The following is a 25939-nucleotide window of genomic DNA, read 5'->3' as shown; positions in this document are numbered from 1 at the left end:
GCGCATGAAAAAAGCGCTTGACTTCAAAATATGATGGGTATAATATGAGCTTCATCATATTTCGAGGTGCACCATGCCTGCTTCTTCCAAACGCGAACAAACGCACGAGCGCATCGTCGATGTCGCCGCGCGCGCCTTGCGCCGCCAGGGGTTTGCCGGCGTCGGTGTGGCCGACGTCATGAAGCAGGCTGGCCTGACCCACGGCGGCTTCTATGCGCATTTCGAGTCGCGTGACGCGCTGCTGCTGGAAGCGGTCGAGCGGGCCGCGGCGCAAAGCGCGGCCGCCACGGCCGAGCGCATCGCCGCCCGCACCGCCCAGGGCATGTCTGCGCTGCAGGCGGTCATCGATTCCTACCTGTCGGACGAGCACCTGATGGCGACCGAGGAGGGCTGCATCGTCGGCGCACTCGGTTCGGAGATGCCGCGCCAGGACGAGATCCTGTTGCAGGCGTCCCGCGCCAAGGTCCAAAGGCTGATCGAGCATGTCGCGAGGGCCTTGCCCGAGGGCGCGCCGGCGGGACAGGCGGTCGCCCTGGCCGGCGCGCTGGTCGGGACGCTGCAGGTGGCGCGCACCATGGGGCGCGACGACAGGGGCCGCGAGCTGCTCGGGCAGGCGCGCGAAAGCCTGATCGCCCAATACGCTGTAACCTGACTCACGGGAGGGTCGTTCTTGGACGGCCCATCTTTTTGAACTAAAATATGACGACCATCATATTTAAGGGCGCCGACGGAGCATTGGGCTGACCGGACGCCACCACCACGAAAGGGAATGCGATGAAACTCGCTAATGCCACCGTCCTCGTTACCGGCGCCAACCGCGGCCTCGGCCAGGAATTCGCCCGCCAGGCGCTCGCCCACGGGGCGCGCAAGGTCTACGCCGCGGCGCGCAACCCGGCCTCGGTCACCCTGGAGGGCGTGGTCCCGGTCGCGCTGGACGTCACCGATGCCGCGCAGGCCGCCGCGCTGGCGCGCGAACTGGGCGACGTCGACCTGGTCATCAACAATGCCGGCATCGCCGATCTCACCGGCGTGCTCGATCCGGCCGGTGCGGAGGCCCTGCGCCGCATGCTGGAAACCAATGTGTTCGGTATCTTGAACGTGAGCCAGGCATTTGCTCCGGTGCTCGGCAGGAACGGCGGGGGCGCCTTCCTTAACATCCTGTCGGTGGCGAGCTGGATCAGCAGCCCGATGCTGGCGGCCTATGGGGTCACGAAAGCGGCGGCCTGGAGCCTGACCAATGCGGTGCGCAACGAACTGGCCGGCCAGGGCACCCAGGTGCTGGGCCTGCACGTGGGCTTCATCGATACCGACATGACCCACGGCATCGACGCACCCAAGCTGACGGCCGGCGTGGTGGTCGAGCGCGCCTTCGCGGCGCTGGAGGCGGGTGCACCGGAAGTCGCGATCGACGAGCTGACCCAGGCGGTCAAGCGTGGACTGTCTGCGGAGCCGGGGATCTATACCGTGCCGCGTTGAGCCGCAAACGCCGGCGCGAACCTCAGGCGGATTGCGGAGCTCCCTGGCCTCGCGCTACAGGTTCGCCGTGAGCCGCGCCGGATAACACCCTGTATGGCACACTGGACTACGCTGGAACGACCGCTTAGCGGTGCCGGCATGCTGCGCGCGCTTCGCGATTGGCCGGCCGATGCCGGTGTCAGCCAGCAATCTTTCACGGAAGCTACCCCAGGGGGAGTCGATGAGCGGCAAGTTGATACTCAGCACCATTTGCTTCGTACTCCTGCTGTTGCTGCTATATGTGCTTTCATGGCAGGTGGGCGCCTCTCGGACGGACGCGGCGTTCAACCAGCTTGTGCTGGTGTTCGGCCTGTCCCTGGGATGGGCCGCGGGCATCTTGATCGCGCCGTATTCGCGCGATGAACAACGACAATTCAGTACGCTTGCCAAGTCGGTGACGGCCTTCGGCTCGGGATATTTGCTAGGGAAGCTCGACCAGATCTTCAAGCGACTGTTCGATCATGAGTTTGAGCTGAACTCCTTGTATGGATTCCGTCTGCTGGCAGGAGGATCCGCATTCGTTCTGGCGGCCATCATCACTTACGTCCACCGCCGGTACCACGACGGGTGAGCGTTCCAAAAAAACAACGGCCCCGCAGGGCCGTTGTCGCTTCCTGATAAGCTCGCTCGGCGTCAGTCGCGAATCTCCAGCGCCCGGTTCAGGCTCAGCGCCGCCAGCGAGCCGACCGCGCCCGACAGCAGGTACAGACTGACATAACCCAGGCCGAAGTGCGCCGACAGGCCCAGGGCGACCAGCGGGGCGAAGGCCGCGCCGACCAGCCAGGCGAGGTCCGAGGTCAGGGCCGCGCCGGTGTAGCGGTACTGCTGCTTGAAGTTGGCCGTCACCGCGCCCGCCGCCTGGCCGTAGGACAGGCCGAGCAGGGTGAAGCCCACCAGGATGAAGGTGTTCTGGCCGGCCACGCCGCCGTCCATCAGGGTCGGCACGAAGGCCGAGAAGATGGCGATCAGGGCCGCCAGGGTGCCCAGGGTGGTGCGGCGGCCGACGCGGTCGGCGATGTAGCCCGAGGCCAGGATCGCCAGCGCCGCCAGGCCCGCGCCCCACATCTGGATGTGCAGGAACTCGTCCATCGGGCGGGTATCGTAGAGCTGGATCCAGGACAGCGGGAACACGGTCACCAGGTGGAACAGGGCGTAGCTGGCCAGGGCGGCGAGGGCGCCGATGGCGATGTTGCTGCCCTGGCTCTTGACCAGTTCGCCGACCGGGGCCGGGTCGAGTTCATGGGCGTCCAGCAGGCGCGAATACTCGCTGGTCGAGACCAGCCGCAGGCGGGCGAACAGGGCCACCACGTTGATGGTGAAGGCGCAGAAGAACGGATAGCGCCAGCCCCAGACCAGGAAGTCGTCCGAGGACAGGTTGGTCAGCAGGTAGGCGAACAGGCCGGCGGCGATCAGGAAGCCGAGCGGCGCCGCCAGCTGGCCCAGCATGGCGTACCAGCCGCGCTTGTTCTCGGGCGCGCTCAGCGCCAGCAGGGAGGGCAGGCCGTCCCAGGAACCGCCCTGGGCCACGCCCTGGCCGATCCGCATCAGGGACAGCAGCACGACCGAGGTCATCCCGATCTGCCCGTAGGTCGGCAGGAAGGAAATCACGACGGTGCAGGTGCCCATCAGGAACAGCGCGATGGTGAGCTTGATTTCGCGGCTGAACCGCTTCTGGATCTCCATGAAGACCACCGTTCCCAGGGGGCGCGCCAGGAAGGCGAACGCGAAAACGGTAAAGGAGTAGAGTGTCGCCTCAAGCCGGTCGGCCCACGGGAAGAATACCGCAGGGAAAACCAGGACGGAGGCGATCGCGTAGACGAAGAAGTCGAAATATTCCGAAGCGCGGCCGATGACCACGCCGACGGCTATTTCTCCCGGGTGGATTTCGCCGTCCCGGGCGTTGATGTTACGGGCCCCACTGTGCGGGTGGGTGATCGGAGCGGCACCTGCGCCGCCGTACGTCGTCGTGCTCTGCATGTTCTTCGTCTCCTAAAGTACCCGGACGCCGGAATGTAATCAGTCCTTGTCAAAACAACACTTTTGGCAAGGGTGGGACAAAACGTCCAATGTTCGCCGGCGGCCGTTGGCATTACAGTAGCATGTTCTTATTCCCATGTAACGTTAGATACCTAGCATGATTCCTAAAATTGTCCGCCGCGGACTGCCATTGCTCCTGTTAGCCGCCCTCGCGGGCTGCAACACGGTGGTGATGAACCCCACCGGCGATATTGCAAAACAGCAGGCCGACCTGATCACCATCTCGGTCCTGCTGATGTTGATCATCATCGTGCCGGTGATGATCCTGACGGTCCTGTTCGCGTGGCGCTACCGCAAGGGCGCCAACGCCAAGTACGAACCCGATTGGGACCACTCGACCAAGCTCGAGCTCGTGATCTGGGGCGCGCCCCTCCTGATCATCATCGTCCTCGGCCTGATCACCTGGGTGTCGACCCACAAGCTGGACCCCTACCGTCCGCTCGATCGCATCGACGAGCACCGTCCGATCCCGGCTTCGACCAAGCCGCTCGAGGTGCAGGTCGTGGCGCTGGACTGGAAGTGGCTGTTCATCTATCCGGAGCAGGGGATCGCCTCGGTCAACGAGCTGGTGACCCCGGTGGACGTGCCGGTGCGCTTCAAGATCACCTCGTCGACCGTGATGAACACCTTCTACATCCCGACCCTGGCCGGCATGATCTACGCGATGCCGGGCATGGAGACGACCCTGAACGCGGTCCTGAACAAGGCCGGCGACTACCAGGGCCTGTCGGCCAACTTCAGCGGCGAAGGCTTCTCGCACATGAAATTCGCCTACAAGGGCGTGAGTGCGGGCGAATTCGACGCCTGGGTCCAGAAGATGAAGGCCAACCCGGGCGTCCTGAACCGCGCCGACTACCTGGTGCTCGAAAAGCCGTCCAGCCGCGAGCCGGTGCGTCATTACGGCCAGGTGGAGCCGGCCCTGTTCAACCGCGTCCTGAACCGCTGCGTAGCGGAAGGCGCCGTCTGCATGAACCAGCAGATGGCCGACGACCACAAGCGCAACCAGGTCGCCGCCGCGATCAAGGCGCTGCCGAAGGCGGCCGCCGCCCAGGTGGCCAACGCGAAAGTGTGCGAAACCCCGGTAGCCCCGGCGCAGAGCACCCCTAACAATCCTGTGAAGAAGTAACCATGCAAGACTCATTCGACTTGACGAAGCTTATCTTCGGTCGGCTCACCTGGGAAGCGATTCCCTTCCACGAGCCGATCCTGATCGCTACCTTCGCCGGCGTCATCGTGGGCGGCCTGGCCCTGATCGGCCTGATCTCCTACTTCCGCCTGTGGGGCACCTTGTGGCGCGACTGGATCACCAGTATCGACCACAAGAAAATCGGCATCATGTACATGATCCTCGGTGTCGTGATGCTGCTGCGCGGCTTCGCCGACGCATTGATGATGCGCGCCCAGCAGGCGTTCGCCTTCGGTTCCAACCACGGCTTCCTGCCGCCGGACCACTACGACCAGATCTTCACCGCCCACGGCGTGATCATGATCTTCTTCGTGGCGATGCCGCTGGTGACGGGCCTGATGAACTACGTGGTGCCGCTGCAGATCGGCGCGCGCGACGTGGCTTTCCCGTTCCTGAACAACTTCTCGTTCTGGATGACCACCATGGGCGCCGTCCTCGTGATGGCCTCGCTGTTCGTGGGTGAATTCGCGCGTACCGGCTGGCTGGCCTACCCGCCGCTGTCGGGCATCCTCGCGAGCCCGGGCGTCGGCGTCGACTACTACATCTGGTCGCTGCAGATCGCGGGTGTCGGCACCTTGCTGTCCGGCGTCAACCTGATCGTCACCATCGTCAAGATGCGCGCACCGGGCATGGGCCTGATGAAGATGCCTGTCTTCGTCTGGACCTCGCTGTGCACCAACATCCTGATCGTGATCACCTTCCCGATCCTGACCGCCGTGCTGGCCATGCTGGGCATGGACCGCCTGTTCGACACCGCCTTCTTCACCAACGACCGCGGCGGCAACGCCATGATGTACGTGAACCTGATCTGGATCTGGGGCCACCCGGAGGTCTACATCCTGATCCTGCCGGCCTTCGGCATCTTCTCGGAAGTCGTCTCGACCTTCTGCGGCAAGCGCCTGTTCGGCTACACCTCGATGGTGTATGCGACCTGCGTCATCATGGTGCTGTCCTACCTGGTCTGGCTGCACCACTTCTTCACCATGGGCAGCGGCGCGAGCGTCAACTCCTTCTTCGGCATCACGACGATGATCATCTCGATCCCGACGGGAGCCAAGATCTTCAACTGGCTGTTCACGATGTACCGCGGCCGGATCCGCTTCGAACTGCCGATGATGTGGACCGTGTCCTTCATGCTGACCTTCGTCATCGGCGGCATGACCGGCGTGATGCTGGCGATCCCTGCGGCCGACTTCGTGCTGCACAACTCGCTGTTCCTGATCGCCCACTTCCACAACGTGATCATCGGCGGCGTTGTGTTCGGCCTGTTCGCCGGCTTCAACTACTGGGCGCCGAAGATGTTCGGCGTGAAGCTGAACCAGTTCTGGGGCAAGGTCTCGTTCTGGCTGTGGTCGATCGGCTTCTGGGTCGCCTTCACCCCGCCGTACATCCTGGGCTTCATGGGCTACACCCGCCGCGTGAGCCACTTCGAGGACACCTCGGTGCAGTGGCTGTTCCAGGTCTCGCTGTTCGGCACCCTGATGATCGCCGGCGGTATCGGCGCGCTGCTGCTGCAGATCTTCTTCACCTGGAAAGACCGCAAGTCGCTGCGCGACGTGACGGGTGACCCGTGGGATGGCCGTACCCTGGAGTGGGCGACCGCGTCGCCGCCGCCGGACTACAACTTCGCCTTCACCCCGGTGGTGCACGACAACGACACCTTCGCCGACATGAAGAAGAACGGCTACCAGCGTCCGCTGAAGGACTTCGTCGCGATCCACATGCCCAAGAACACCTGGGCCGGTTTCGGCATCTCGGCGCTGTCGTGCGTGGTGGGCTTCGCGATCATCTGGCACATGTGGCTGCTGACCGCCGTGTCCTTCGTCGTCCTGCTGGCCGCGATCATCATCCACACCTTCAACTACAAGCGCGATTACTACATCCCGGCGGAAGAAGTGACCCGCACCGAGGAAGCGCATACCCGTTTGCTGGAAAGCCATGTCTGAGATTAAAACCATGAACGGCGCCCTGAGCGCCGACGAGGTGACCGCGCGCTACATGGTGCGCGAGCACCATCCGGAGCAGGGCACCTTGCTCGGCTTCTGGATTTACCTGATGAGCGACTGCCTCATCTTCGCGTCCCTGTTCGCCACCTATGCGGTGCTGGGCCGTAACTACGCCGGCGGTCCGACCGGCGCCGAGCTGTTCGACCTGTCGCTGATCGCCATTAACACCGGCTTCCTGCTCCTGTCGTCGATCACCTTCGGCTTCGCGATGATCTCGGCCCAGGCCAAGAAAGTCGGCGCGACCATCGGCTGGATGGCCGTCACCGGCCTGCTGGGCCTGGCCTTCCTGTCGCTGGAACTGTACGAGTTCTACCACCTGATCCATGAAGGCGCAGGTCCGCAGCGCAGCGGCTTCCTGACCGCGTTCTTCGCCCTGGTCGGCACCCACGGCCTGCACGTGCTGTTCGGTACCGTGTGGCTGGTGACCCTGATCATCCAGATCAGCAAGCATGGCCTGGGCGCGGAGAACTTCCGCCGCCTGCAATGCCTGTCGCTGTTCTGGCACTTCCTGGATGTGGTCTGGATCTTCGTGTTTACCTTTGTCTACCTGATGGGAGTGCTGCCATGAGCGACCACCACGACCACGGCCACGGGCACGGCGCTCATGGTCACGATCACGGCCACCATGACGTCTATGTGACGCACTACAGCGCCAAGGATTACGCGATCGGCTTCGTGCTGTCGCTGATCCTGACCGCGATCCCGTTCTGGCTGGTGATGGGCAACGTCCTGCCGCCCGACACCACCAAGTATGTGATCCTGGGCTTCGCCGCCGTTCAGCTCGTCGTGCAGATGATTTACTTCCTGCACATGAACGCCAAGTCGGAGGGCGGCTGGAACATGATGGCGCTGATTCTCACCGTCGTCCTGCTGGTCATCGTGCTGGCCGGTTCGATCTGGGTCATGCACCACATGAACGCCAACATGATGCCGGCGATGGGTGGCGCGAGCGACACCCTGCACGGCACCCACGACATGCCGTAATGCAGGCCGGGGACGATCAGGCGGTATCCCAGCCCCAGCCACGCTCCGCGCTTGCGCGGCGTGTGCTGGCGGTGCTGGCCCTGCTGCTGGTCGTGCTGTTCGCAGGACTGGGGACCTGGCAGGTGCTACGCCTGCAATGGAAACTGGACCTGATCGCACGCGTCGACGCACGCGTGCACGCTGCCCCCGTTGCGGCGCCCGGCGCGGCGCAATGGGCGACGGTCTCCAAAGACTCCCACGAATACCGGCGCGTCCAGCTGTCCGGGCACTACCTCTACGCATACACCACCCCGGTCCAGGCGCTCTCCGAGCTCGGCGCGGGTTTCTGGCTGCTCACCCCGCTCTGCACGGCCCAGGGCCACATCGTCTTCGTCAACCGCGGCTTCATTCCGGCCGCCGGCAACCGGGCAGGGCGCTACCCCGCGCGCCGCGCGCAGGGTGCGCCCTGCACGGCCCCGGGCGAGACCGTGACGGTCACCGGCCTGCTGCGCATCAACGAGCCTGGCGGCGGCTTCCTGCGCGAGAACGACCCGGCGGGCAACCGCTGGTACTCGCGCGACGTCGCGGCCATCGGCGCCGCGCGCGGGCTCACCCCGGTCGCCCCCTACTTCATCGACGCCGGCAAGGGCCAGGACCCGACAGGGGCGCCCGAACGCGCGGTCGGTGGACTGACTGTCATTTCCTTCCAAAATAACCACCTCGTTTACGCCTTCACTTGGTATGCTCTGGCCCTGATGGTGCTTGGCGCCTGGTGGTGGGTCGGCCGCCACGGCGCCCGGCACACCGACGACTGAACGGGACACTGGTTTGATGCAATCACCGCTGGATTTCTTCGCCAAGGCGGCCAAGAGCTCGCCTTCGGCCGCGGCCGCGAACGTGGAATTCGCCGCCGGCCACAAGAACATGCTGCAGCTGATCGAGCTGCGCTGGATCGCCGTCATCGGCCAGATCACCACCATCGCGTCGGCTATCCTGATCTTCCGGATCGAGCTGCCGCTGGTGCACATGCTGCAGGTGCTGGCCTGCCTGATCGCCTTCAACATCGCCAGCCACCTGCGCTGGCACGAACACCGGCCGGTATCGAACGGCGAGATGTTCATGGCCCTGCTGGTCGACGTCGCCAGCCTTACCGTGCTGCTCTACCTGTCGGGCGGCACCACCAATCCCTTCGCCTTCCTCTACCTGCTGCAGGTGATCATTTCGGCGGTGCTGCTGGAAGTGGCGTGGACCTGGTCGATCGTCGCCATCACCATCCTGTGCATGGCGGGCCTGGCCATGTACGCCGAGCCGCTCGCGCTGCCCTTCGACCACGCGCGCGGCATCGGCAGCATCTACGTGCAGGGCCTGCTGGTCTGCTTTGCCCTGAACGCGGCGCTGCTGGTGATGTTCATCTCGCGCATCTCGGACAACCTGCGCGAGAAAGCGGCCCAGCTGGCCGGGCTGCGCCAGCGCGCGGCGGAAGAAGAGCACATAGTGCGCATGGGTCTGCTGGCCTCGGGCGCGGCCCACGAGCTGGGCACCCCGCTGGCCACCGTCTCGGTCATTCTCGGCGACTGGAAGCGCATGCCCGAGTTCAAGAAGAATCCCGAGCTGCTGGAAGAGATCACCGAGATGCAGACCCAGCTCAAGCGCTGCAAGTCCATCGTCAGCGGCATCCTGCTCTCGGCCGGCGAGGCGCGCGGCGAGTCGGCGGTGCGCACCACGATCCGCGCCTTCCTCGACGGGCTGGTGGACAAATGGCAGCACAGCCGTCCGGTGCGCGGCTTCACTTACAATAACCGCATCCACGAAGACCTGCCGGTGGCGTCGGATTCCGCGCTCAAGCAGACCATCGACAACCTGCTCGACAACGCGCTCGAGGCCTCGCCGGACTGGGTCGGCGTCGATGCCCATATCGAGGACGGCGTACTGCGCCTGGCCGTGGTCGACCGCGGTCCCGGTTTCGCACCCGCCATGCTGGCCCAGTTGGGCAAGCCCTACCAGTCGACCAAGGGCAAGCCCGGCGGCGGCCTGGGCCTGTTCCTGGCGGTCAACGTGGTGCGCAAACTCGGCGGCACGGTCAGTGCGCGCAACCGCAGCGAGGGAGGGGCTGAAGTGGTCCTGAGCCTGCCCCTGTCCGCGATCGAACTCGAAGAGGAAAACCGCGATGTCCACTCCTGAGCCCCTGCTGCTCATCATCGAAGACGACGAAGCCTTCGCCCGCACCCTGAGCCGCTCCTTCGAGCGCCGCGGCTACCGGGTGCTGGTGGCGCACGGCTACGAGGAAGCGGTGGCCGTGCTGCGGGAACACACGCCCGGCTATGCCGTGGTCGACCTCAAGCTCAAGGGCAACAGCTCGGGCCTGTCCTGCGTTCAGCTGTTGCACGAGCACGAACCGGACATGCTGATCGTGGTGCTGACCGGTTTCGCCAGCATCGCCACCGCGGTCGAGGCGATTAAGCTGGGGGCGGTGCAGTACCTGGCCAAGCCTTCGGACGCCGACGACATCGAGGCGGCGTTCGGCCACGTGGCAGGCACCACCGACATCGAGGTCACCAAGCGCTCGACCTCGATCAAGACCCTGGAATGGGAAAAGATCCACGCGGTGCTGGCCGAGACCGACTTCAACATCTCGGAAGCCGCGCGCCGCCTGGGCATGCACCGGCGCACCCTGGCGCGCAAGCTCGAGAAGCAGCGGGTCAAGTGAGGCTTCCTGCCCGCCCGGCCGCGCTGCTGCTGGCCGCACTGGCGCCGGCCCTGCTGGCGGGCTGTGCGGAGGAGCGGGGGCAGTCCGGCTCCCGGGCCGACCCCGAGGCCGGACGCAAAGTGTTCGCGCGCTGCGCCAACTGCCACCAGGTCGGACCGGGAGCCCGCAACGTGTTCGGGCCCGAGCTGAACGGCATCCTCGGCCGCCGCGCCGGTAGCTTGCCCGATTACGAGTATTCGCCGGCCTTGCGCCAGGCCGGCTTCGCATGGGACGAAGCGAAGCTCGCCGCCTTCCTGCGCGACCCCGACGCCGTCGTGCCGGGCAATGCCATGCGCTTCTGGGGCCTGTCCAGCGAACGCCAGGTCGCCGACCTGCTGGCCTATCTGCGCACCCAGCCGGCGCGCTAGCGGCCTAGATGCCGCTCTTGCTGAGGGCGAAGGCGGCCAGGAAGCCGAGCACCGTGATCATCCCCGCGAAGTCATGCGTCTCCTCGAAGGCTTCCGGGATCATCGTATCGACCACCATGGCCAGCACCGCGCCCGCCGCCACCGCCATGGTGGCCGCCACCACTTCCGGCGGCGAGTCGGCGAACACGCTGTAGCCGGCCAGCGCCGCGATGGCCGAGGCCAGGGCGATGCCGCCCCAGATGCCGAAGATATAGCGCGGCGAGCGGCCGGCGCGCTTCATGCCGGCCGCGCTGGACAGGCCTTCGGGGACGTTGGACAGGAAGATCGCGCCGACCGCCACCAGGCTCACGCCGTTCCCGCCCAGCATGGACAGGCCGATCACGATCGACTCCGGGATCCCGTCGAGCAGAGCGCCGATGGCGATGGCCAGGCCGCTGCCGCTGTCCTGGGCCTCGCTCGGCTGACGGCCGCCGGAGCGCTTGCGGTGGCGGGCGCCCTGGCGCGCCAGGAACCAGTTGGCCAGGGTGAACACGGCGGCGCCCGACAGGAAGCCGACCGCGCACGAGGCCAGGCCGTCGGTGGCGTAGGCCTCGTCCATCAGTTCGAAGGACAAGGCGGAAATCAGGACGCCGCTGCCGAAGGCCATGATGGCGGCCGTCAGTCGCTGCGGCACGGCGAAGCGGTAGCCGGCGACGGCGCCCAGCAGCAAGGCGCCGCCGGCCACCAGTCCCCAGAGACCCGCCTGGAGCCAGCTTGGCATGCTCTCCATGGTTTTCTCCGAATGGTCCAGGTATCTTAAGCATTTCCTGCTGCGCAGCTCGCCGGATTGGGCGCCCGAGCGGGAAATGCCATTCCCAGTGCCGCCCGGCTCGGGCACAATTGCGGCATTTGCAGAAACCGGAGGAGTCATGACGCAGCTACGCCTGTCCGGCCCGCATGACGCGCGGGCGCTGGCAGGGATCTGGCGGCGCAGCGTGCGCGCCACCCACGATTTCCTGCGCGAGGAAGATTTCGTCGAGATCGAGCGCCTGGTGGCGGACCACTACCTGCCGCAGGCCAGGCTGTGGGTGATCGAGCACGAGGGCGCGCCGGTCGGCTTCATGGGCCTCAGCGGGAGCCACGTCGACGCCTTGTTCATCGACCCGGCCCACCACGGAGAGGGGCTCGGGCGCGCCATGCTGGAGCATGCGGCCCGGCTGGAAGGCCATCTCACGGTGGACGTCAACGAACAGAACGCGGCGGCCGTCGGCTTCTACGAGCGCATGGGCTTCCGCCGCACCGGACGCTCGCCGCTGGACGACGCCGGGCGCCCGTATCCGCTGCTGCACCTGCGCCAGGACTAATCCGCTTCACCACCTTTCGGACTCTTCATGCGTTTACACTTCTCCCCGCGCGCCGCCGCCCTTTCCGGCGCCGCCTGCGCGGCCCTGTTCGCCGGATGCGTCACCCGGCCATTGCCGCTGGCGCCGGCCGACGAACCCGCCTACGTGGTGCTGGGGGAACAGGGGCAGGGCACGGCCCGTCTCGTTACCCGCGCGCGCGCCTGTCCGGACATCGCGGTCGACGGCCAGGCCGCGCCGATGCGCGTGCGCGTGCCCCATGGCCCGATTCCGCTGCGGCCGAACGCCGACCCGGCGCTGCGCGGCGCGCCGAACAGCGCGGTGCTGGCCTGCGAGTTCCCGCTCCCGCCCGGCGCGCGCAGCGCCAGCGTGCGTGGCCAGGCCCTTGCGCTGCCGGCGGCCGCGCCGCGCCGCATCGTGGTCCTCGGGGATACCGGCTGCCGCCTCAAGAAGGGCACCTGGCAAGACTGCAACGATCCCGCCAGCTATCCGTTCGCCCAGGTGGCCGCCGCCGCCGCCGCATGGAAGCCGGACCTGGTCGTGCACGTGGGCGACTACCACTACCGCGAAGACCCATGCCCGGCCGGCCGGCCCGGCTGCGCCGGCAGCCCCTGGGGCTATGGCTGGGATACCTGGCGCGCCGACTTCTTCGCACCCGGCGCGGCGCTGCTGCGCGCGGCGCCCTGGGTCATGACACGCGGGAACCATGAATCCTGCGCCCGCTCGGGCCAGGCCTTCTGGCGCTACCTCGACCCCCGTCCCTACCAGGCGGGTCGCGATTGCGACCAGCCGCGCGACGATGCGCTGGGCGACCACGGCGATCCCTACGCGGTGCCGCTCGGCAACGGCGCCCAGCTGATCGTGTTCGATACCTCGAACACCAACTGGCGCGGACTGCCCGAGAGCGATCCGCGCCGCGCGCGCTACCGCGACGCCTGGCGCCGGATCGACGCGCTGGCGCGCAACGCGTCCTACAACATCGGTGTCGACCACCATCCGCTGTTCGCCTTCGGCGCCAACCAGGATGCGAAGACGGGCAAGGTCACGCTGTTCGGCGGCGACAAGGGACTGCTGGACGCCTTCGGCGACATGGACAAGGGCTACCTGCCGGCCTCGATCAGCATGCTGCTGTCGGGCCACGTCCACCTGTGGGAGCAGGTCAGCTTCTCCAGCCGCCATCCGACCCAGCTGGTGAGCGGCTTCTCGGGCACCGCCGAGGACACGGTGCCGCTGCCGGCGGCGATTCCGCCGGGGGCCGGGCCGGCGCCGGGCGCGATCGTGGAGCACTTCAGCTCCTGGGTCGACGGGTTCGGATTCATGACGCTGGAGCGCACCGGGGCGGCGAGCTGGGAAGTGGGCGTGTGGGACCGCGAAGGCCGGCGCCGCAACCGCTGCGCGGTCGAAGGCAGCAAGTCGCGCTGCGAGCTGGCCCAGGTGCAGGGAAAGTAGAGAACAAGGTGGTGCATTCGCACAAATGCGATTGCTTTCGTAACACTTTTACGGCAGTATGGATGGGTGGCACCGGCCTGCAACGGCTCGGCGCACGATCAGCTACGGAGCGGCGTCGTCCGCTTCTTTGTCCCCCGCCATATGCGGGGGCTTTTTTTTTGCGCTGTCACCGCTGGGTGTTGAATTTGAACTGCCGAGCTTCGTCGGCGTCCAGATCGCATTCTCACAGGCCAGCGGAGCGGCGATGGCAAAGAAGCGCTTCGGCAGTTGGCTGCGGCGTCCCGCGGCATCGCCCGCGGGTACGTGTGCGTGCTGGTCGCGCGCGACGGCGCCGGCGGCACCCGCGACTTCGTCACCGGACGCGGCGCCCCCACCAAGGATCAACCTCACCAGCACCTGTTGCCCGTGCTCGATTCCGCTGTCCTGCTGGTGACCGATGGGCAGGCCGCTTACCGCTCCTTTGCGCGCGAAGCGGTCATTTCACATGAGTTCGTCGATCTGCGCGCCGGCGAGCGCCTCCGTGGAGCCGTCCACGTCCAAGACGTGAACGCTTGGCATGTGCGCTTGAGGCAATGGCTGGCGCGCTTTCATGGCGTCGCTTCGTGCTACCTGCCGGATTAGCTGGGCTGGCAATGGGCGCTGGACGGGGCGCGCATCGCCACGTTGGAGCGATGCCTGCGCAGCGCGCTCGGCATCTTCAACACATGGCGGCACAGCGCCTTTTTTTGCGCGCAGAGCTGGTCGTCCGCGCTGCAAATTAAAGCTGAGACAGCGGAATCTTGCCGGTGTCGTCGGTATCCAGCTGTTCGATCAGGACATCGAGATCCTGTTCCAGGCGCAGCAGGGTCTGCTCGTCGAGACTCGCCAGCGCGTCCGGCAGCACGCCGGTGAAGGGCATGGGCGCGCGCGCCAGCACTTCGGCGCCGGCGGGCAGCACGCGCAGCGCGACATTGCGCCGGTCGGCGCTTTCGCGGCTGGCCGCGACGAAGCCGCGTTCGACCAGGCTGCGCACCAGGTTGCTGGCGGTGGACTGGTGGATGTCGAGTTCGCGCGCCAGGCTGGTGGCGCCGATGCCGGGCTGGCGCTCGATCACGGACAAGGCCCATAGCTGGGCACCGCCCACGCCGGTGTCGCGTTCGACCTGGCGGAAGTGGGTTTTGACGGCGTTGAAGACGATGCGGAACTGGCGCAAGACCCGCTGTGGCGGCGTATCGGAAGGAAGGGAAGGGGTATCTGGTCGCATGCCGCGATGATACCCGAAGCGGCCCGCCCGCGGCAGGAGGGCGCCGCACCGGCGTGCATATTTTGCTACGCCGTAACGTCACAACGGATGCAGCGCTTCTTTGCTAGCATCGGGCAATGCGAAGCACGCCAGCGAACCCAACCTCCACGGGGACAGGCGCCCTCTCGCGCGCGGCGGTGGCCACATTCCTGCTGGGTCTCGCGTTGACCGTGGTGCTGTGTGCCGGCCTGCGGCAAGCCGAGTCCGAGCGGACGCAGGCCGAGTTTGCGCAGCGCGCGGCGGTGCGCGCCGCCGCCGTCACCCGCGCCTTCGACGAGGCGACGGACGCCTTGCGCGCGACGAACCTGTTCTTCCAGGTGGCGGGCGAGGTGGGCCGCGACCAGTTCGACGCCTTCGCCCAGCCGCTGATCCGGCGCCACGGCTACCTTCAGGCGCTCGAGTTCCAGCGTTTCGTCAGCGGGCGCGAGCGCGCAGCCTTCGAATCCGAGCGGGCCCGCCTGTGGCCGGACTTTTCCATCCGCGAGCGCGGTCCCATCGGCCTGGTGCGCGCGGCGCCGCGCGAACGCTACCTGGTTAACGATTACGTGGTACCGATAGTCGGCAACGAGCCTGTCTACGGCTATGATGCCTTGTCCAATCCCGCGCAGCGCGGCTTCAGCATGCGCGCCGTGGATACCGGCGAGCCGGTGGCCAGCCCGCTGATCGACCTGGTGCAGGGCGAATGGCAGCGCCGCGGCATCCTGATCGCCATGCCGGTCTACCGGCCGGGCGCGCGCCTCGACGGCGTGGCCGAGCGGCGCCAGGCGGCCCAGGGGCTGACCGTGGTGGTGATCGACGTGGCCCTGCTGGTGGGCGGCAGCCTGGATGCCGTGCACCTGCTGGGTGACAGCGACTTTTCGCTGGCGGTGAACGCGGTGGGCGAGGACGGCGTCATGCTGCGGGCGTTCCGCCAGGGCGAGCCGCCTGGTCCGCTGCCCTGGTGGCAGGAGCTGGCCGGCGAGTCCGACCTGCGCCTGGAGCGCGAATTCCAGGTCGGCGGCACGCGCTGGCAACTGGTGGTCGAGCAGCGTCCACCGGGGATCGCGCATCACCTGGCCGAGCTCGCGGCCCTGGCCTTCGGCCTGGTCCTGAGCCTGGCGATGGCGGGCCTGGTGCAGCAGCGCAGCGCGCGCACCCGGCGCATCGAAGCCCTGGTCGACGAGCGCACCTCGGCCCTCGACCTGGCCACCACCTCGCTGCGCCTGTACGAGCGCGCGATCGAGGCCAGCGCCAATCCGATCCTGCTGGTGAGCGCATTGCGGCCGGGCTTCCCGATCGAATACGCCAATCCGGCCTGCGTGCGCACCTATGGCTACCCGGTCGAGGAGCTGGCCGGCCGGCCGCTGGCGATGCTGGGCGGCGACAATGCCGATGAACCCGCCATGGAAGAGCTGCGCCAGGCCCTGCGCGAGCGGCGCGAAGGGCATGCGCTGGTGCGCCAGGAGACCCGCGACGGCGTGGAGCTGTACAGCGACGTGTACATCGCGCCGGTGCGCCGCCCCGGCAGCGTCACCGAGCATTTCGTCGTCACCGTCTACGACGTCACCAAGGCCAAGCGCTACGAGGCCGAGCTCGAGCACCGCGCCCAGTACGACACCCTGACCGGTCTGGCCAACCGCGCGCTGCTGGCCGACCGCATCGAGCGCGCGATCGGCAACGCGGGTGACAAGCCGGTGTGGGCGGTGGCGCTCGACATCGATCACTTCAAGCTGATCAACGATACCCTCGGACGGCGCGTAGGCGACGAAGCCCTGCGCGCGCTGGCGCGCCGCATCGGCACGGCGATGCGCCCGGCCGATACGGCGGCGCGCGTGGGCGGCGACAACTTCATGCTGGTGCTGTGCGGCTGCGCCGACGAGCGCCAGGCCGCGGCGCGCCTGCAGGTGGTGCGCGCCGCCGTGTCCGAGCCGCTCGAGATGGAGGGGCAGGTGCTGGCGCTGGGCTGCACCGCGGGCGTGGCCGGCTATCCGGCCGACGGCAAGGACGCCGAGACCCTGGTCAAGCATGCCGAGATCGCGATGTACCGGGCCAAGGAAACCGGCCGCAACGCGGTGCAGTTCTATGCCCCGCACATGAATGCGCGCGCGATCGACCGGCTGGCGCTCGAAGGCGCCTTGCGCCTCGCGGTGCAGGACAACCAGTTCGAGCTGCACTTCCAGCCCCAGGTGGACCTGGCCAGCGGCTACGTGGTCGGCACCGAGGCCCTGATCCGCTGGCGCCACCCCCAGCTCGGCACCGTGCGCCCGGACCGCTTCATCGGCCTGGCCGAGGAGACCGGCCTGATCGTCCCGATCGGCGCCTGGGTGCTGCGCAGCGCCTGCCGCCAGAACCAGCGCTGGCGTCGGGCCGGCCTGGGGCCGCTGCGGGTGGCGGTGAACCTGTCGGCGCGCCAGTTCGCCGAACCCGACCTGGTCGAGACGGTGGCGCGCGCGCTCGAGGAATCCGGGCTGCCGCCAGACTCGCTCGAGATCGAGCTGACCGAGAGCATGATGATGGCCGACGTCGAAGCGGCCATCGAGACCATGGGCTGCCTGAAGCGCATGGGCGTCAAGCTCTCGATCGACGACTTCGGCACCGGCTATTCCAGCCTGTCCTACCTGAAGCGCCTGCCGGTGGACGTGCTCAAGATCGACCGCTCCTTCGTCAAGGACATCGTCTCCAGCGCCGACAGCGCCGCCATGGTCGACGCCATCGTCTCGCTGGCCCACGGCCTGCGCTTGAACGTGATCGCGGAAGGCGTGGAAACGCTGGAGCAGCTCGATTACCTGCGCAACTGCGGCTGCGACGAGGTGCAGGGCTATGTGTATTGCCAGCCGCAGCCGGTGCAGGACGTCGAGCCGCTGCTGCGCGCCGGCCGCGTGCAGCCGGCGGCGCTCGACGCCTAGCGCTGTGGGCGCTGGCGCACCGTGGGCGCTACGGCGGTCGGCTATACTTCAGCCACGGCGGGTCGCGGCGGACGCGATCCCCACCTTTCACCCAAGCGCACGAAAGCAGGACGATCAGTGGACCAGGAAGAGAAGACGAGCAGGCCCGGCAACCAGGTAGCACGCCATGGAAAACGTCTGGTGGCGGGCGCGAGCCGGCACGCGCAGGCCGGGATGACAAGGGCCAGGGAGCGCCTGCGCGACCGGCCGCTGTGGGAGCAGAGCGCCTTGATCGCCCTGTGGTCGCTGGCCGGGCTCCTGATGGTCTTCTTCGTGTACCTGCTGGCCCTGATTCCGCTCACGCCCGGCATCGAAGACCTGAACCAGGCGCGCACGGCGCGCGCCTCCAAGATCCTGTCGGCCGACGGCAAGGAACTCGGCACCTTCGAGCAGGGCCTGCAGGAGCGGGTCAAGCTGTCGCAGGTGTCGCCGGAAGTGATCAAGGCCCTGATCTCCACCGAGGACCATCGCTTCTATGAGCACCACGGGGTCGACTTCACGCGTATCGCCGGCGCCCTGTGGGCGACCATGAAGGGCGACGCCCAGGGTGGCTCCACCATCACGCAGCAGCTCGCGCGCAACATGTTCCCCGAAGAGATCGGGCGCGCGCGCAGCATCAACCGCAAGATGAAGGAGCTGATCACCGCGATCAAGATCGAGAACACCTACAGCAAGACCGAGATCCTCGAAGCCTACCTGAACACAGTCCCTTTCCTGTACAACGCCTATGGCATCGAGATGGCGGCGCGCACCTACTTCAACAAGCCGGCCGCGCGCCTCGACGTGCTGGAGGCGGCGACCCTGGTCGGCATGCTCAAGGGCACCCACTACTACAACCCGGTGACCAACCCGGAACGTTCGCTCAAGCGCCGCAACGTGGTGCTGTCGCAGATGCGCAAGCACGGCGCCCTGAGCGAAGATCGCTACCGCCAGCTCGCCAAGCGTCCGCTGCGGGTCCGCTTTGCGCGCCTGCCCGACCGCAGCGGGCGCGACGACCACTTCACCGCCCATGTGCGCAAGTGGCTGCTCGAATGGGCCGACGAGAACGACTACAACCTGCAGCTCGACGGCCTGGTGGCCGAAACCACGCTCGACCTGGGCCTGCAGGAAGCCGCGGAGCGCGCGGTCGAGCGCCAGGCCAGCGCGCTGCAGGCGGTCGCCGACGTCGAATGGTCCCAGGCCAGCCTGGTGCGCTCGACGTCGGCCGGCATGTACCAGTCCATGCGCGGCGACGTGAACCCCTTCGCCTATTACTGGAGTTCGCGCCAGCGCACCCTGGACGCCTTCGTGCGCGAGACCGGCGACTACCGGCGCGCGGTCGAGGAGGGCGAGACCCCGGCGGCCGTGCTCAAGCGCCTCAAGGCCGATCGCAAGTTCATGAACGAATTGAAGGCGTCCAAGTCGCGCCTGGAGGCCGGCTTCGTCGCCATCGACCCGGCGAATGGCGAAGTACGCGCCTGGGTCGGCAGCCGCGACTTCGATCGCGACCAGTTCGACCACGTGGCCCAGGCCCTGCGCCAGCCGGGATCGACCTTCAAGCCTTTCGTCTATGCGGCGGCGCTGGAAAAGGGCATTGCCCCGGACCAGACCTACCGCGACGTGGTGCAGGACATCCGCGCCGCCGACGGCACCGTCTGGCGCCCGACCGACATGTCGGGCAACAGCGGGCGCAGCATGACCATGCGCGACGGCCTGATCTACTCCAAGAACACCATCACCGCCCAGGTGATGCAGGAAGTCGGCCTTCCGCCCATCGTGCGCCTGGCCCAGGGCATGGGAATCCGCCAGAGCAAGCTCTCGGCTGTGCCTTCGCTTGCGCTGGGCACCAGCCCCGTGACCCTGCTCGAGATGGTCAGTTCCTATGCCACCATCGCGGCACAGGGCGAATACCGCAAGCCCGTGTTCGTGCGCCGCATCCTCGACCGCGACGGCCGCGTGGTGGCCGATTTCGCCGCCGCCGTGCCGGAGCGCGCGCTGTCGCAGGAAACCGCCGTCACCCTGATCGACATGCTGCGCGGCGTGGTCACGCGCGGCACCGGCGGCGGGGTGCGCTACCGATTCGGGATCCAGGGCGACGTCGCCGGCAAGACCGGCACCACCCAGAACAACACCGACGGCTGGTTCATCCTGATGCATCCGAACCTGGTGGCGGGCGCCTGGGTCGGTTTCAACGACAACCGGGTCACGATCCGCAGCACCTACTGGGGCCAGGGCGGCCACAACGCGGCCTTGCTGGTGGGCGACTTCTTCCGCTCCGCCCTCGACAGCGGCAGGCTGGACCGGGAAGCTTTGTTCCCGGGCGGCCGTCCGCAGGCTGCGCCGCGCTACGAGGAAGAGACCGAGGAGGAATTCGAGGAACTGCCGGGCGACATGCCGGTGGAAGTCATGGTGCCCGAAGAAGAAGCCGAGCCGGCGCCTCAGCCGACCCAGGAAGAAATCGACGAGGCGAACGAGGAGGTGCCCGTCGAGGAGCGCTCGATTCCTCCAAGCGAGATCGCGCCGCCGCCACCGCCCACCCAGGTGCAGGGCGCGCCCGCGGTCGACGGATTCTGATCAGCGCGCCGCGGCTTCGCGCTCCCGCTCCGGGGCGCGCAGCAGCGGGTAGGGGTTGAGCGCGCCGCCGGCCGCATAGATTCCGTAATGCAGGTGCGGCGGCGTGCCTTTCGCGTTGCCGCTGTCGCCCACATAGCCGAGCACGCGGCCCGGCGCCACCCGCATGCCGGCGTGCACGTCCGCATAGCCGTCCAGGTGGGCGTAGTAATGGCGCTGCCCGGCCGGGCCGAGCACCCAGACCACCAGGCCGCCGAGGCGGTTGGTCCCGACCCGCAGCACGATCCCCTCGGTGCTGGACAGCACCGGCGTGCCGCGCCTGGCGAAGATGTCGATCCCTTCGTGCCGGCGGCCTGCGCCGCGGGCGGCGTGCCAGGTGTCGCGCAGGCCCGCGGCGCGCACACCCTGCACCGGCATGGCGAGCGTGGCGGGCGCCGGCATCGCCGTCAGGCGCATCGCATACAGCAGATGCCGGAGCCAGGGCTCGATCAGGGCGAAGCCCAGGAGCAGGATGGCGGCGAGCAGGATACTGCGCAGGAAGCTCCGCATGGCGTCCCTATCGAAGTCGTTCCCGGACAGGTATGGGCGCAAGGCCCGATTTACAAACCCGGCTCCCCTGGCGTCAGGCGGCGCTGGCGGCGGACGTGCTGTCCTTGCCTTGCGGGGCAGCGTCCTCGGGCGCCGCGCAGGCCGGGAAGCTGACCGTAAAGGTGCTGCCGCAGCCCTGTCCCGGGCTCTCGACGTGGACGCTTCCTCCGTGCAAGGCCGCCAGCTGCTTGACCAGGGCCAGGCCCAGTCCCAGACCGCCCTGGGCGCGGTCGATGCTGGTCGGACCCTGGACCAGGACGTCGAAGATCACCGGCAGCAGCTCGGGCGCGATGCCCACGCCGGTATCGCTGACCTCGACCACGGCGCGGCCCGCGACACAGCGTGCGCGCACCGCGATGCTGCCGCCCGCCGGGGTGTACTTGATGGCGTTGTGCAGCAGGTTGTCGATGATCTGTTCCAGGCGGGTACGGTCGCCGTCGACCCAGGCGTCCTCGACTTCCACGCTCCACTGGTGGCTGCCGGCGTCCACCAGCGACTTGGCCGAGCAGCAGGCGCGCAGCAGTTCGGCCAGGTCGACACGGGCATGCTGCAGCACGATCTTGCCCGACAGGATGCGCTGGACGTCGAGCAGGTCGTCGACGATGCGGGTGAGGTGGCGCATCTGGCGGCGGCTGATCGTGCGCGCATTGGCCGCGAGCTCCGGCTTCACGGATGGCATGTCGAGCACCGCCATGGCGCCCGAAATCGCCGCCAGCGGATTGCGCAGTTCATGCCCCAGCATGGCCAGGAAATTATCCTTGGCCCGGCTCTGGGCCTCGGCCAGCCTGCGCGCATGCTGCTCGCTCAGCAGCAGCTGTTCGCGCTCGTCCTGCAGCGACTGGCGCGCGCCGCTTTCGCGCGCCAGCGCTTCGCTGGTGTGATGCAGGCCGCTGAGCAGGGCGTCGACCTCCTCCACCCGGGTCGGCTCCGGGCGCGGCAGGGCGCGCTGGCCCAGCGAGCGCGCCGCCGCCGCCGCATGGCGCAGCGCGGCCTCGAGCTTGTTGCCCAGGAAGGCGGCCACCGCGAGGGCCAGGCCCATCAGCAGCATCAGGGCCATGGCCGCGTACAGGGTCGCGGTGCGCGCGGCCGCTTCGATCTCGGCGACCGGCACGCCGATCACGACCGTCCAGTTACTGGTCTGGGAGCGGGTGAAGACGCCATAGACTTCGGCGCCGTCGTGGGTGGTGTGGCGGAACACACCGCTGCTGGTGGCGCGGGTGGCGGCCAGGAAATCGGGACGCATCGGCTTGCCCACGGTGCTGCCCGCGTGGCGGTTGCGCACCAGGGTGGTGCCGGTGGCGTCGAAGATGCCGACCACCCAATCGCGCCCGAGCGCGTCGTGGTTCAGGATGCGCTCGAAGTGGCGCACGTCGAAGATCTGGCTGACGATGTAGTGCTTGCCGCCCCCGACCGGCGCCGGTACGTCGACCGACACCGTCGGCCGCTGCGACAGGGCGCCGATGAAGTAGCCGGAGACCCGCGTGCCGCGTTCCGGCGTCACGTGGGCGGCCCAGGCCCCGGCCTTGGCCGGCAGCGGCGTGCCGTAGGGGACCAGGGTATTGAACAGGCCCCGTCCACGCTGGTCGGCCAGCATGGTCCAGGACCACAGGCTGCCCTCGTTGATCGACGTGGCCCAGCGGTGCAGGCGTTCGTAGTCGCTGCTGCGCAGGCTTTCCGAGTGGGCAATGCCGCGCAGCGAGGACTCGGCGGCGGCGATTTCGCGGTCGATCTGGAAGGCCGTGGCGCGCGCCATTTCCTTGACACTGCCGATGCGCGACTCCCTCTCCCAGTCCAGCAGCATGGACAGCCCGATCCAGAAGGCGATCGCCACTGGAAGCAGGATGGCGGCCGCCATCAGGAACAGGTAGGTACGTGTCTTCATCCGTCGTTGCGCAGTACAGGGAGGCGGGCACGATACCGTGCTCGGCAACAATCATTGTACTGGCATTAAGTTTTTCTTGTCAGATATTTGTCGTCAAGGCAACTTTTGTGACGGCGCATCCTTATCTGGGCGTGGAGGGGGTTTTCCAGCCGCGGCCGCGGGCCGCCGCTTCGCCCTCCGCGTCCAGGGGCGCACCCGCGATGCGGGCATCGATCGCGTCCAGCACGGCCGGCGGCAGGGCGCTGCCGGCCTGCCGGTAGCTTCCCTCCGCCTGGGACGGGCTTTCGGCCAGCACAGGAATGCGCCATGTATCCCCCTGGCGGCAGGCCAACCCGGCCGAGGGGCCGTAGACAAAACCGCGGCAATAGCCGCCGTCGCGGGCGGCGAAACTGATGCTCACCCGGGCCACGCCGGTCCTGGCGCCGCTCGGCTGCTGGTCGAGCGCCTGCGCCAGTTCGCCGTGGGCGGCCAGGGTCCCGCCATCGCCTCCGATCGCGGGCTGGGCGCCACCGCCCGGCCCGTTCTGGCCCAGCAGGATGCCGAGCGCCAGGGACGCGGCCAGCGCGCCCCATTCCGGCCAGGACCAGCGCCGCCGGGCCGGCCGCTGCGGCTGCTCGGCCGGCTGGACCCGGCGCACGCGGGCCGCGTTGAGTTGCACCACCCGCGCCGCCAGGTCGGGCTGCAGCCGTTCAGGCACGGGTTCGTCGAGGATGGCGGCGAAGGCGCCGGACACGTCGCGGCGCAGGGCGCGGTGGCGTTCCACGGCGGCGGCCACCAGGGGATCGTCGCGCATGGCCTGCTCGACCGCGGCGCGCTGGACCGGGTCCAGTTCGCCGTCGGCGTAGGCCATCAAGGTAGCATTGTCGAAAGTCATGATTTCCTCGCCGGTGGGTCGGCCTATGGTTTGTCGGCCAAAAGTTGCTGGAGGGCGTCGCGGGCCCGGGCCAGGCGGCTGGTCAGGGTGCCGACCGGGATCTCGAGCACCTCGGCCGCTTCCTTGTAGGGCAGGCCGTCGACCAGGACCAGGCCGACCACCAGCCGGTGCTCCTCGGTCAGGAGGCTGATCGCCTTCTGGACCGCCAGCCGCTGCTGGTGGGCGGCGGCCTGGTTGTCGCCGACGTGCTCGCCTTCTTCCTCGGGCGCGAACAACTCGGCGCGCCGGGTCCGGCTGCGCACCTCGTCGATCCAGGCGTTCTTGATGATGCGGAAGATCCAGCTGTCGAGACGGGTGCCGGGTTCCCACTGTTCGCTGCGGCCGAGCGCGCGCTCCATCGCGATCTGCACCAGGTCGTCGGCGTCTTCGCGGTGGAAAGTCAGCGCACGCGCGAAGCGGCGCATGCGCGGCAGCAGGGCGGCAATGTCCTTGTCCAGCATGGTGTCGTCAGGTATCCATAGGGAGAAAACGAATGGGCGAGGGATTTTCTTCCCTGTCCCGGGCGTTATTCCTTCATTCTTCCAATCATATATGATCTGCGCATGAAGTTCCTTCTCGTAAATATCAAGAAGCCGCGCACCGCGCTGGCGATCGCAGCCCTGGCCGCCGCCGGCCCGGCCTGTGCCCAGCTCGGCTTGCCGCGCCTGCCGCTGCCCCAGCAGATCGGTCCGGTCGAGCTGGAGCGTCTGCGCCGGCCCGCGGAACAGCTGCTCCAGCGTGCGCCGCTGCCGGAGCTCGGCGGCTTGCGGCTGGATACGGTGCGTGCGCTGCTGCGCCGCCATCCCGCGCTGCTGGAAGCCGATCCGCGCGGCGAGCCGGCCGTGCGCGGCGAGGTCCTGGCCTGGTCGCCCAGTACCGCCGCGCTGGAGGCCGCCGCGCAGGCCGGACTCGTGGTCGTGCGCGAGGAAGCCTTGGCGGCCCTCCATGAGAGGCTGGTGGTGCTGCGCGTGCCCGCCGGCGCGGCGACGGCGGAGCTGGTCGAGCGCCTGCGCGTCCTCGATCCGCAAGGGATCTATGACTTCAATCACGTCTACACCGGCAGCGGCGCCGCGCCGGGCGTACCGGAGGGCCGCGGCGCAGCCCAAGGGGTACGCGGCGTCGGCCTGGTCGACGGCGGGGTCGACGCCGCGCACCCCGTGTTCGGCGGCGCCGCCGTTACGCGCTGGGGCTGCGGCGGCCGTCATGTTCCGGACGCCCATGGGACGGCGGTGGCGGCGCTGATGGTGGGACGCTCCGAAGTCCTGCGCGGCGCCGCGCCGGAAGCGGCCTTGTACGCAGCCGACGTCTACTGCGGCGACCCGGCCGGCGGCGCCGCCGACCGCATCGCGGCGGCGCTGGATTGGCTGGCCCGGCAGCAGGTCGGGGTGATCAACATCAGCCTGGTCGGACCGCCCAACGCCTTGCTGGGACGCGCCGTCGCCGCCATGCAGGAGCGCGGGCATCTGCTGGTGGCGGCGGTCGGCAACGACGGTCCCGGCGCGCCGCCGCTGTATCCCGCGAGCTATCGGGGCGTCGTCGGCGTCACCGGCGTGGACCGGCGCGGCAAGCCGCTGCCGGAAGCGGCGCGCGGGCCGCAGGTGATGTTCGCCGCGCCCGGCAGCCAGATGGTGAGCGCCGCGCCTGGTGCGCCGCCTTACCGGCAGGTGCGCGGCACCTCGTTCGCGGCGCCCATCGTGGCCGCCTTGCTGGCGGGACGCCTGCCGAAACCGGACCGGCTTGCGGCTGCCGCCGCGCTGAAGGACCTGGCGGCCGAGGCGGCGGGCGGCAAGCCAGGCAGCGTCAGTAATGAAACTGGATACGGCATCGTGGGCGCGAGCCTGCGCACCGATCCATCCGCACTGCGCTAAAATTATTTTCAGCTGGATGGAAGAAAACGTCTCCACGCTTCGTTTTCCTTGCAAGGGCAGCGGATAGTCCGCGCCACCCACAAGGAGAAACCAAGATGAAGATCAAGCACATCGCCAAGTACGCCGCCATCGCCCTCGCCATCGGCATGACCCATGTCGCCCACGCCCAGCTGCTAGGCGGATCACTGGGCGGCTCACTGGGCGGCTCGCTGGGAGGGTCATTCGGCGGCATGGCGGGCGGCGCCGGCGGCATGGGGCGCCTGGGTGGTCTTGACGCAACCAACAGCCTGCGCGGCGATGTGCGCGGCGCCGGCGGTGCGGA

24 protein-coding genes and 1 pseudogene are annotated in these 25939 nt (G+C 68.0%); 18 read left to right on the top strand and 7 right to left on the bottom strand.

The genetic code is table 11. The features are described 5' to 3' along the window. Nucleotides 1-73: 73 nt before the first annotated feature. From V7778_RS05330 to V7778_RS05320, 3 genes are all read left to right on the top strand, one after another. Nucleotides 74-652, top strand: a complete 579-nt coding sequence (locus tag V7778_RS05330) for a TetR/AcrR family transcriptional regulator (protein WP_335552511.1) — start codon at nt 74-76, stop codon at nt 650-652. Nucleotides 653-774: 122 nt separating this feature from the next. Next, nucleotides 775-1476 (top strand): SDR family oxidoreductase, encoded by a 702-nt coding sequence (locus V7778_RS05325; protein ID WP_335552508.1) that lies wholly within the window; start codon nt 775-777, stop codon nt 1474-1476. Nucleotides 1477-1696: 220 nt separating this feature from the next. Then, nucleotides 1697-2086 (top strand): hypothetical protein, encoded by a 390-nt coding sequence (locus V7778_RS05320; protein WP_335552506.1) that lies wholly within the window; start codon nt 1697-1699, stop codon nt 2084-2086. A 62-nt stretch (nt 2087-2148) separates the two neighbouring features. Here the strand turns inward: V7778_RS05320 and V7778_RS05315 are convergent, their stop codons facing one another. Then, entirely contained in the window at nt 2149-3492 is a 1344-nt protein-coding gene (locus tag V7778_RS05315; protein ID WP_335552503.1) for an MFS transporter, read from the bottom strand. Nucleotides 3493-3649: 157 nt separating this feature from the next. Between V7778_RS05315 and cyoA the strand changes: the two genes are divergently transcribed. From cyoA to V7778_RS05275, 8 genes are read left to right on the top strand one after another with little or no spacing between them, the layout of a single operon-like run. Beyond that, nucleotides 3650-4678, top strand: a complete 1029-nt coding sequence (gene cyoA / locus V7778_RS05310) for a ubiquinol oxidase subunit II (protein ID WP_335552502.1) — start codon at nt 3650-3652, stop codon at nt 4676-4678. A 2-nt stretch (nt 4679-4680) separates the two neighbouring features. Continuing rightward, on the top strand, nt 4681-6684 hold the full coding sequence (gene cyoB / locus V7778_RS05305; RefSeq protein WP_335552500.1) for a cytochrome o ubiquinol oxidase subunit I: 2004 nt from the start codon (nt 4681-4683) through the stop codon (nt 6682-6684). Continuing rightward, the gene (gene cyoC, locus V7778_RS05300) at nt 6677-7312 is read left to right on the top strand and encodes a cytochrome o ubiquinol oxidase subunit III (RefSeq protein WP_335552499.1); all 636 of its coding nucleotides are present in this window, start codon (nt 6677-6679) and stop codon (nt 7310-7312) included. Before cyoB ends, cyoC begins: the two co-directional genes overlap by 8 nt. Then, a complete protein-coding gene (cyoD, locus tag V7778_RS05295) occupies nt 7309-7728 on the top strand; it encodes a cytochrome o ubiquinol oxidase subunit IV (protein ID WP_335552497.1) in 420 nt (139 codons plus the stop codon). Before cyoC ends, cyoD begins: the two co-directional genes overlap by 4 nt. Then, on the top strand, nt 7728-8522 hold the full coding sequence (locus V7778_RS05290) for an SURF1 family protein (RefSeq protein ID WP_335552494.1): 795 nt from the start codon (nt 7728-7730) through the stop codon (nt 8520-8522). Before cyoD ends, V7778_RS05290 begins: the two co-directional genes overlap by 1 nt. 16 nt (nt 8523-8538) lie before the next feature. After that, nucleotides 8539-9888 (top strand): ATP-binding protein, encoded by a 1350-nt coding sequence (locus V7778_RS05285; protein ID WP_335552491.1) that lies wholly within the window; start codon nt 8539-8541, stop codon nt 9886-9888. Then, complete coding sequence (locus V7778_RS05280; RefSeq protein ID WP_335552490.1) at nt 9875-10414, top strand: response regulator transcription factor; 540 nt, start codon at nt 9875-9877, stop codon at nt 10412-10414. The genes V7778_RS05285 and V7778_RS05280 overlap by 14 nt, the downstream gene beginning before the upstream one ends. Before the next feature lie 53 nt (nt 10415-10467). Further along, entirely contained in the window at nt 10468-10821 is a 354-nt protein-coding gene (locus tag V7778_RS05275; RefSeq protein WP_442920697.1) for a c-type cytochrome, read from the top strand. 4 nt (nt 10822-10825) lie between these two features. Here the strand turns inward: V7778_RS05275 and V7778_RS05270 are convergent, their stop codons facing one another. Beyond that, nucleotides 10826-11590 (bottom strand): ZIP family metal transporter, encoded by a 765-nt coding sequence (locus V7778_RS05270; protein ID WP_335552486.1) that lies wholly within the window; start codon nt 11588-11590, stop codon nt 10826-10828. Nucleotides 11591-11729: 139 nt separating this feature from the next. On the opposite strand from V7778_RS05270, the gene V7778_RS05265 reads away from it, so the two are divergent. The 3 genes and pseudogenes from V7778_RS05265 to V7778_RS05255 all read left to right on the top strand — a co-directional run. Beyond that, entirely contained in the window at nt 11730-12164 is a 435-nt protein-coding gene (locus V7778_RS05265) for an acetyltransferase (RefSeq protein ID WP_335552483.1), read from the top strand. A gap of 27 nt (nt 12165-12191) precedes the next feature. Next, nucleotides 12192-13610 (top strand): metallophosphoesterase, encoded by a 1419-nt coding sequence (locus V7778_RS05260; RefSeq protein WP_335552481.1) that lies wholly within the window; start codon nt 12192-12194, stop codon nt 13608-13610. Between the two features lie 273 nt (nt 13611-13883). Further along, nucleotides 13884-14309 (top strand): annotated as a pseudogene (locus V7778_RS05255) (IS1595 family transposase); the annotation flags it as partial. 58 nt (nt 14310-14367) lie between these two features. Here the strand turns inward: V7778_RS05255 and V7778_RS05250 are convergent. Then, on the bottom strand, nt 14368-14853 hold the full coding sequence (locus tag V7778_RS05250) for a MarR family winged helix-turn-helix transcriptional regulator (RefSeq protein ID WP_335552479.1): 486 nt from the start codon (nt 14851-14853) through the stop codon (nt 14368-14370). A gap of 176 nt (nt 14854-15029) precedes the next feature. On the opposite strand from V7778_RS05250, the gene V7778_RS05245 reads away from it, so the two are divergent. Continuing rightward, entirely contained in the window at nt 15030-17777 is a 2748-nt protein-coding gene (locus V7778_RS05245; protein WP_335552477.1) for a bifunctional diguanylate cyclase/phosphodiesterase, read from the top strand. A 213-nt stretch (nt 17778-17990) separates the two neighbouring features. Beyond that, nucleotides 17991-20369 (top strand): penicillin-binding protein 1A, encoded by a 2379-nt coding sequence (locus V7778_RS05240; RefSeq protein WP_335552475.1) that lies wholly within the window; start codon nt 17991-17993, stop codon nt 20367-20369. On the opposite strand, the gene V7778_RS05235 is transcribed toward V7778_RS05240, so the two are convergent. The 4 genes from V7778_RS05235 to V7778_RS05220 all read right to left on the bottom strand — a co-directional run bounded on the left by V7778_RS05235 (nt 20370) and on the right by V7778_RS05220 (nt 24210). Next, a complete protein-coding gene (locus V7778_RS05235; protein ID WP_335552473.1) occupies nt 20370-20915 on the bottom strand; it encodes a M23 family metallopeptidase in 546 nt (181 codons plus the stop codon). 73 nt (nt 20916-20988) lie between these two features. Then, complete coding sequence (locus V7778_RS05230; RefSeq protein WP_335552471.1) at nt 20989-22836, bottom strand: sensor histidine kinase; 1848 nt, start codon at nt 22834-22836, stop codon at nt 20989-20991. A gap of 121 nt (nt 22837-22957) precedes the next feature. Beyond that, nucleotides 22958-23710, bottom strand: coding sequence for an anti-sigma factor family protein (locus V7778_RS05225; protein ID WP_335552468.1), 753 nt, complete (start codon nt 23708-23710; stop codon nt 22958-22960). A 23-nt stretch (nt 23711-23733) separates the two neighbouring features. Further along, nucleotides 23734-24210 carry an RNA polymerase sigma factor gene (locus tag V7778_RS05220; RefSeq protein ID WP_335552466.1) on the bottom strand — a complete coding sequence of 159 codons (477 nt, stop codon included), beginning with the start codon at nt 24208-24210 and terminating at the stop codon, nt 23734-23736. Between the two features lie 102 nt (nt 24211-24312). Between V7778_RS05220 and V7778_RS05215 the strand changes: the two genes are divergently transcribed. Both V7778_RS05215 and V7778_RS05210 read left to right on the top strand, forming a co-directional pair. After that, nucleotides 24313-25617, top strand: a complete 1305-nt coding sequence (locus V7778_RS05215; protein WP_335552464.1) for a S8 family serine peptidase — start codon at nt 24313-24315, stop codon at nt 25615-25617. A gap of 95 nt (nt 25618-25712) precedes the next feature. Next, nucleotides 25713-25939: hypothetical protein (locus V7778_RS05210; RefSeq protein WP_335552462.1), on the top strand; the 227-nt coding region annotated here is incomplete at its 3' end.

Origin of the sequence: Massilia sp. DD77, from assembly GCF_036961685.1 — a bacterium.
Lineage (GTDB): Bacteria > Pseudomonadota > Gammaproteobacteria > Burkholderiales > Burkholderiaceae_D > Telluria.
The sequence above is the reverse complement of the archived record's forward strand: the minus strand, read 5'-3'. Positions and strand labels throughout refer to the sequence as shown.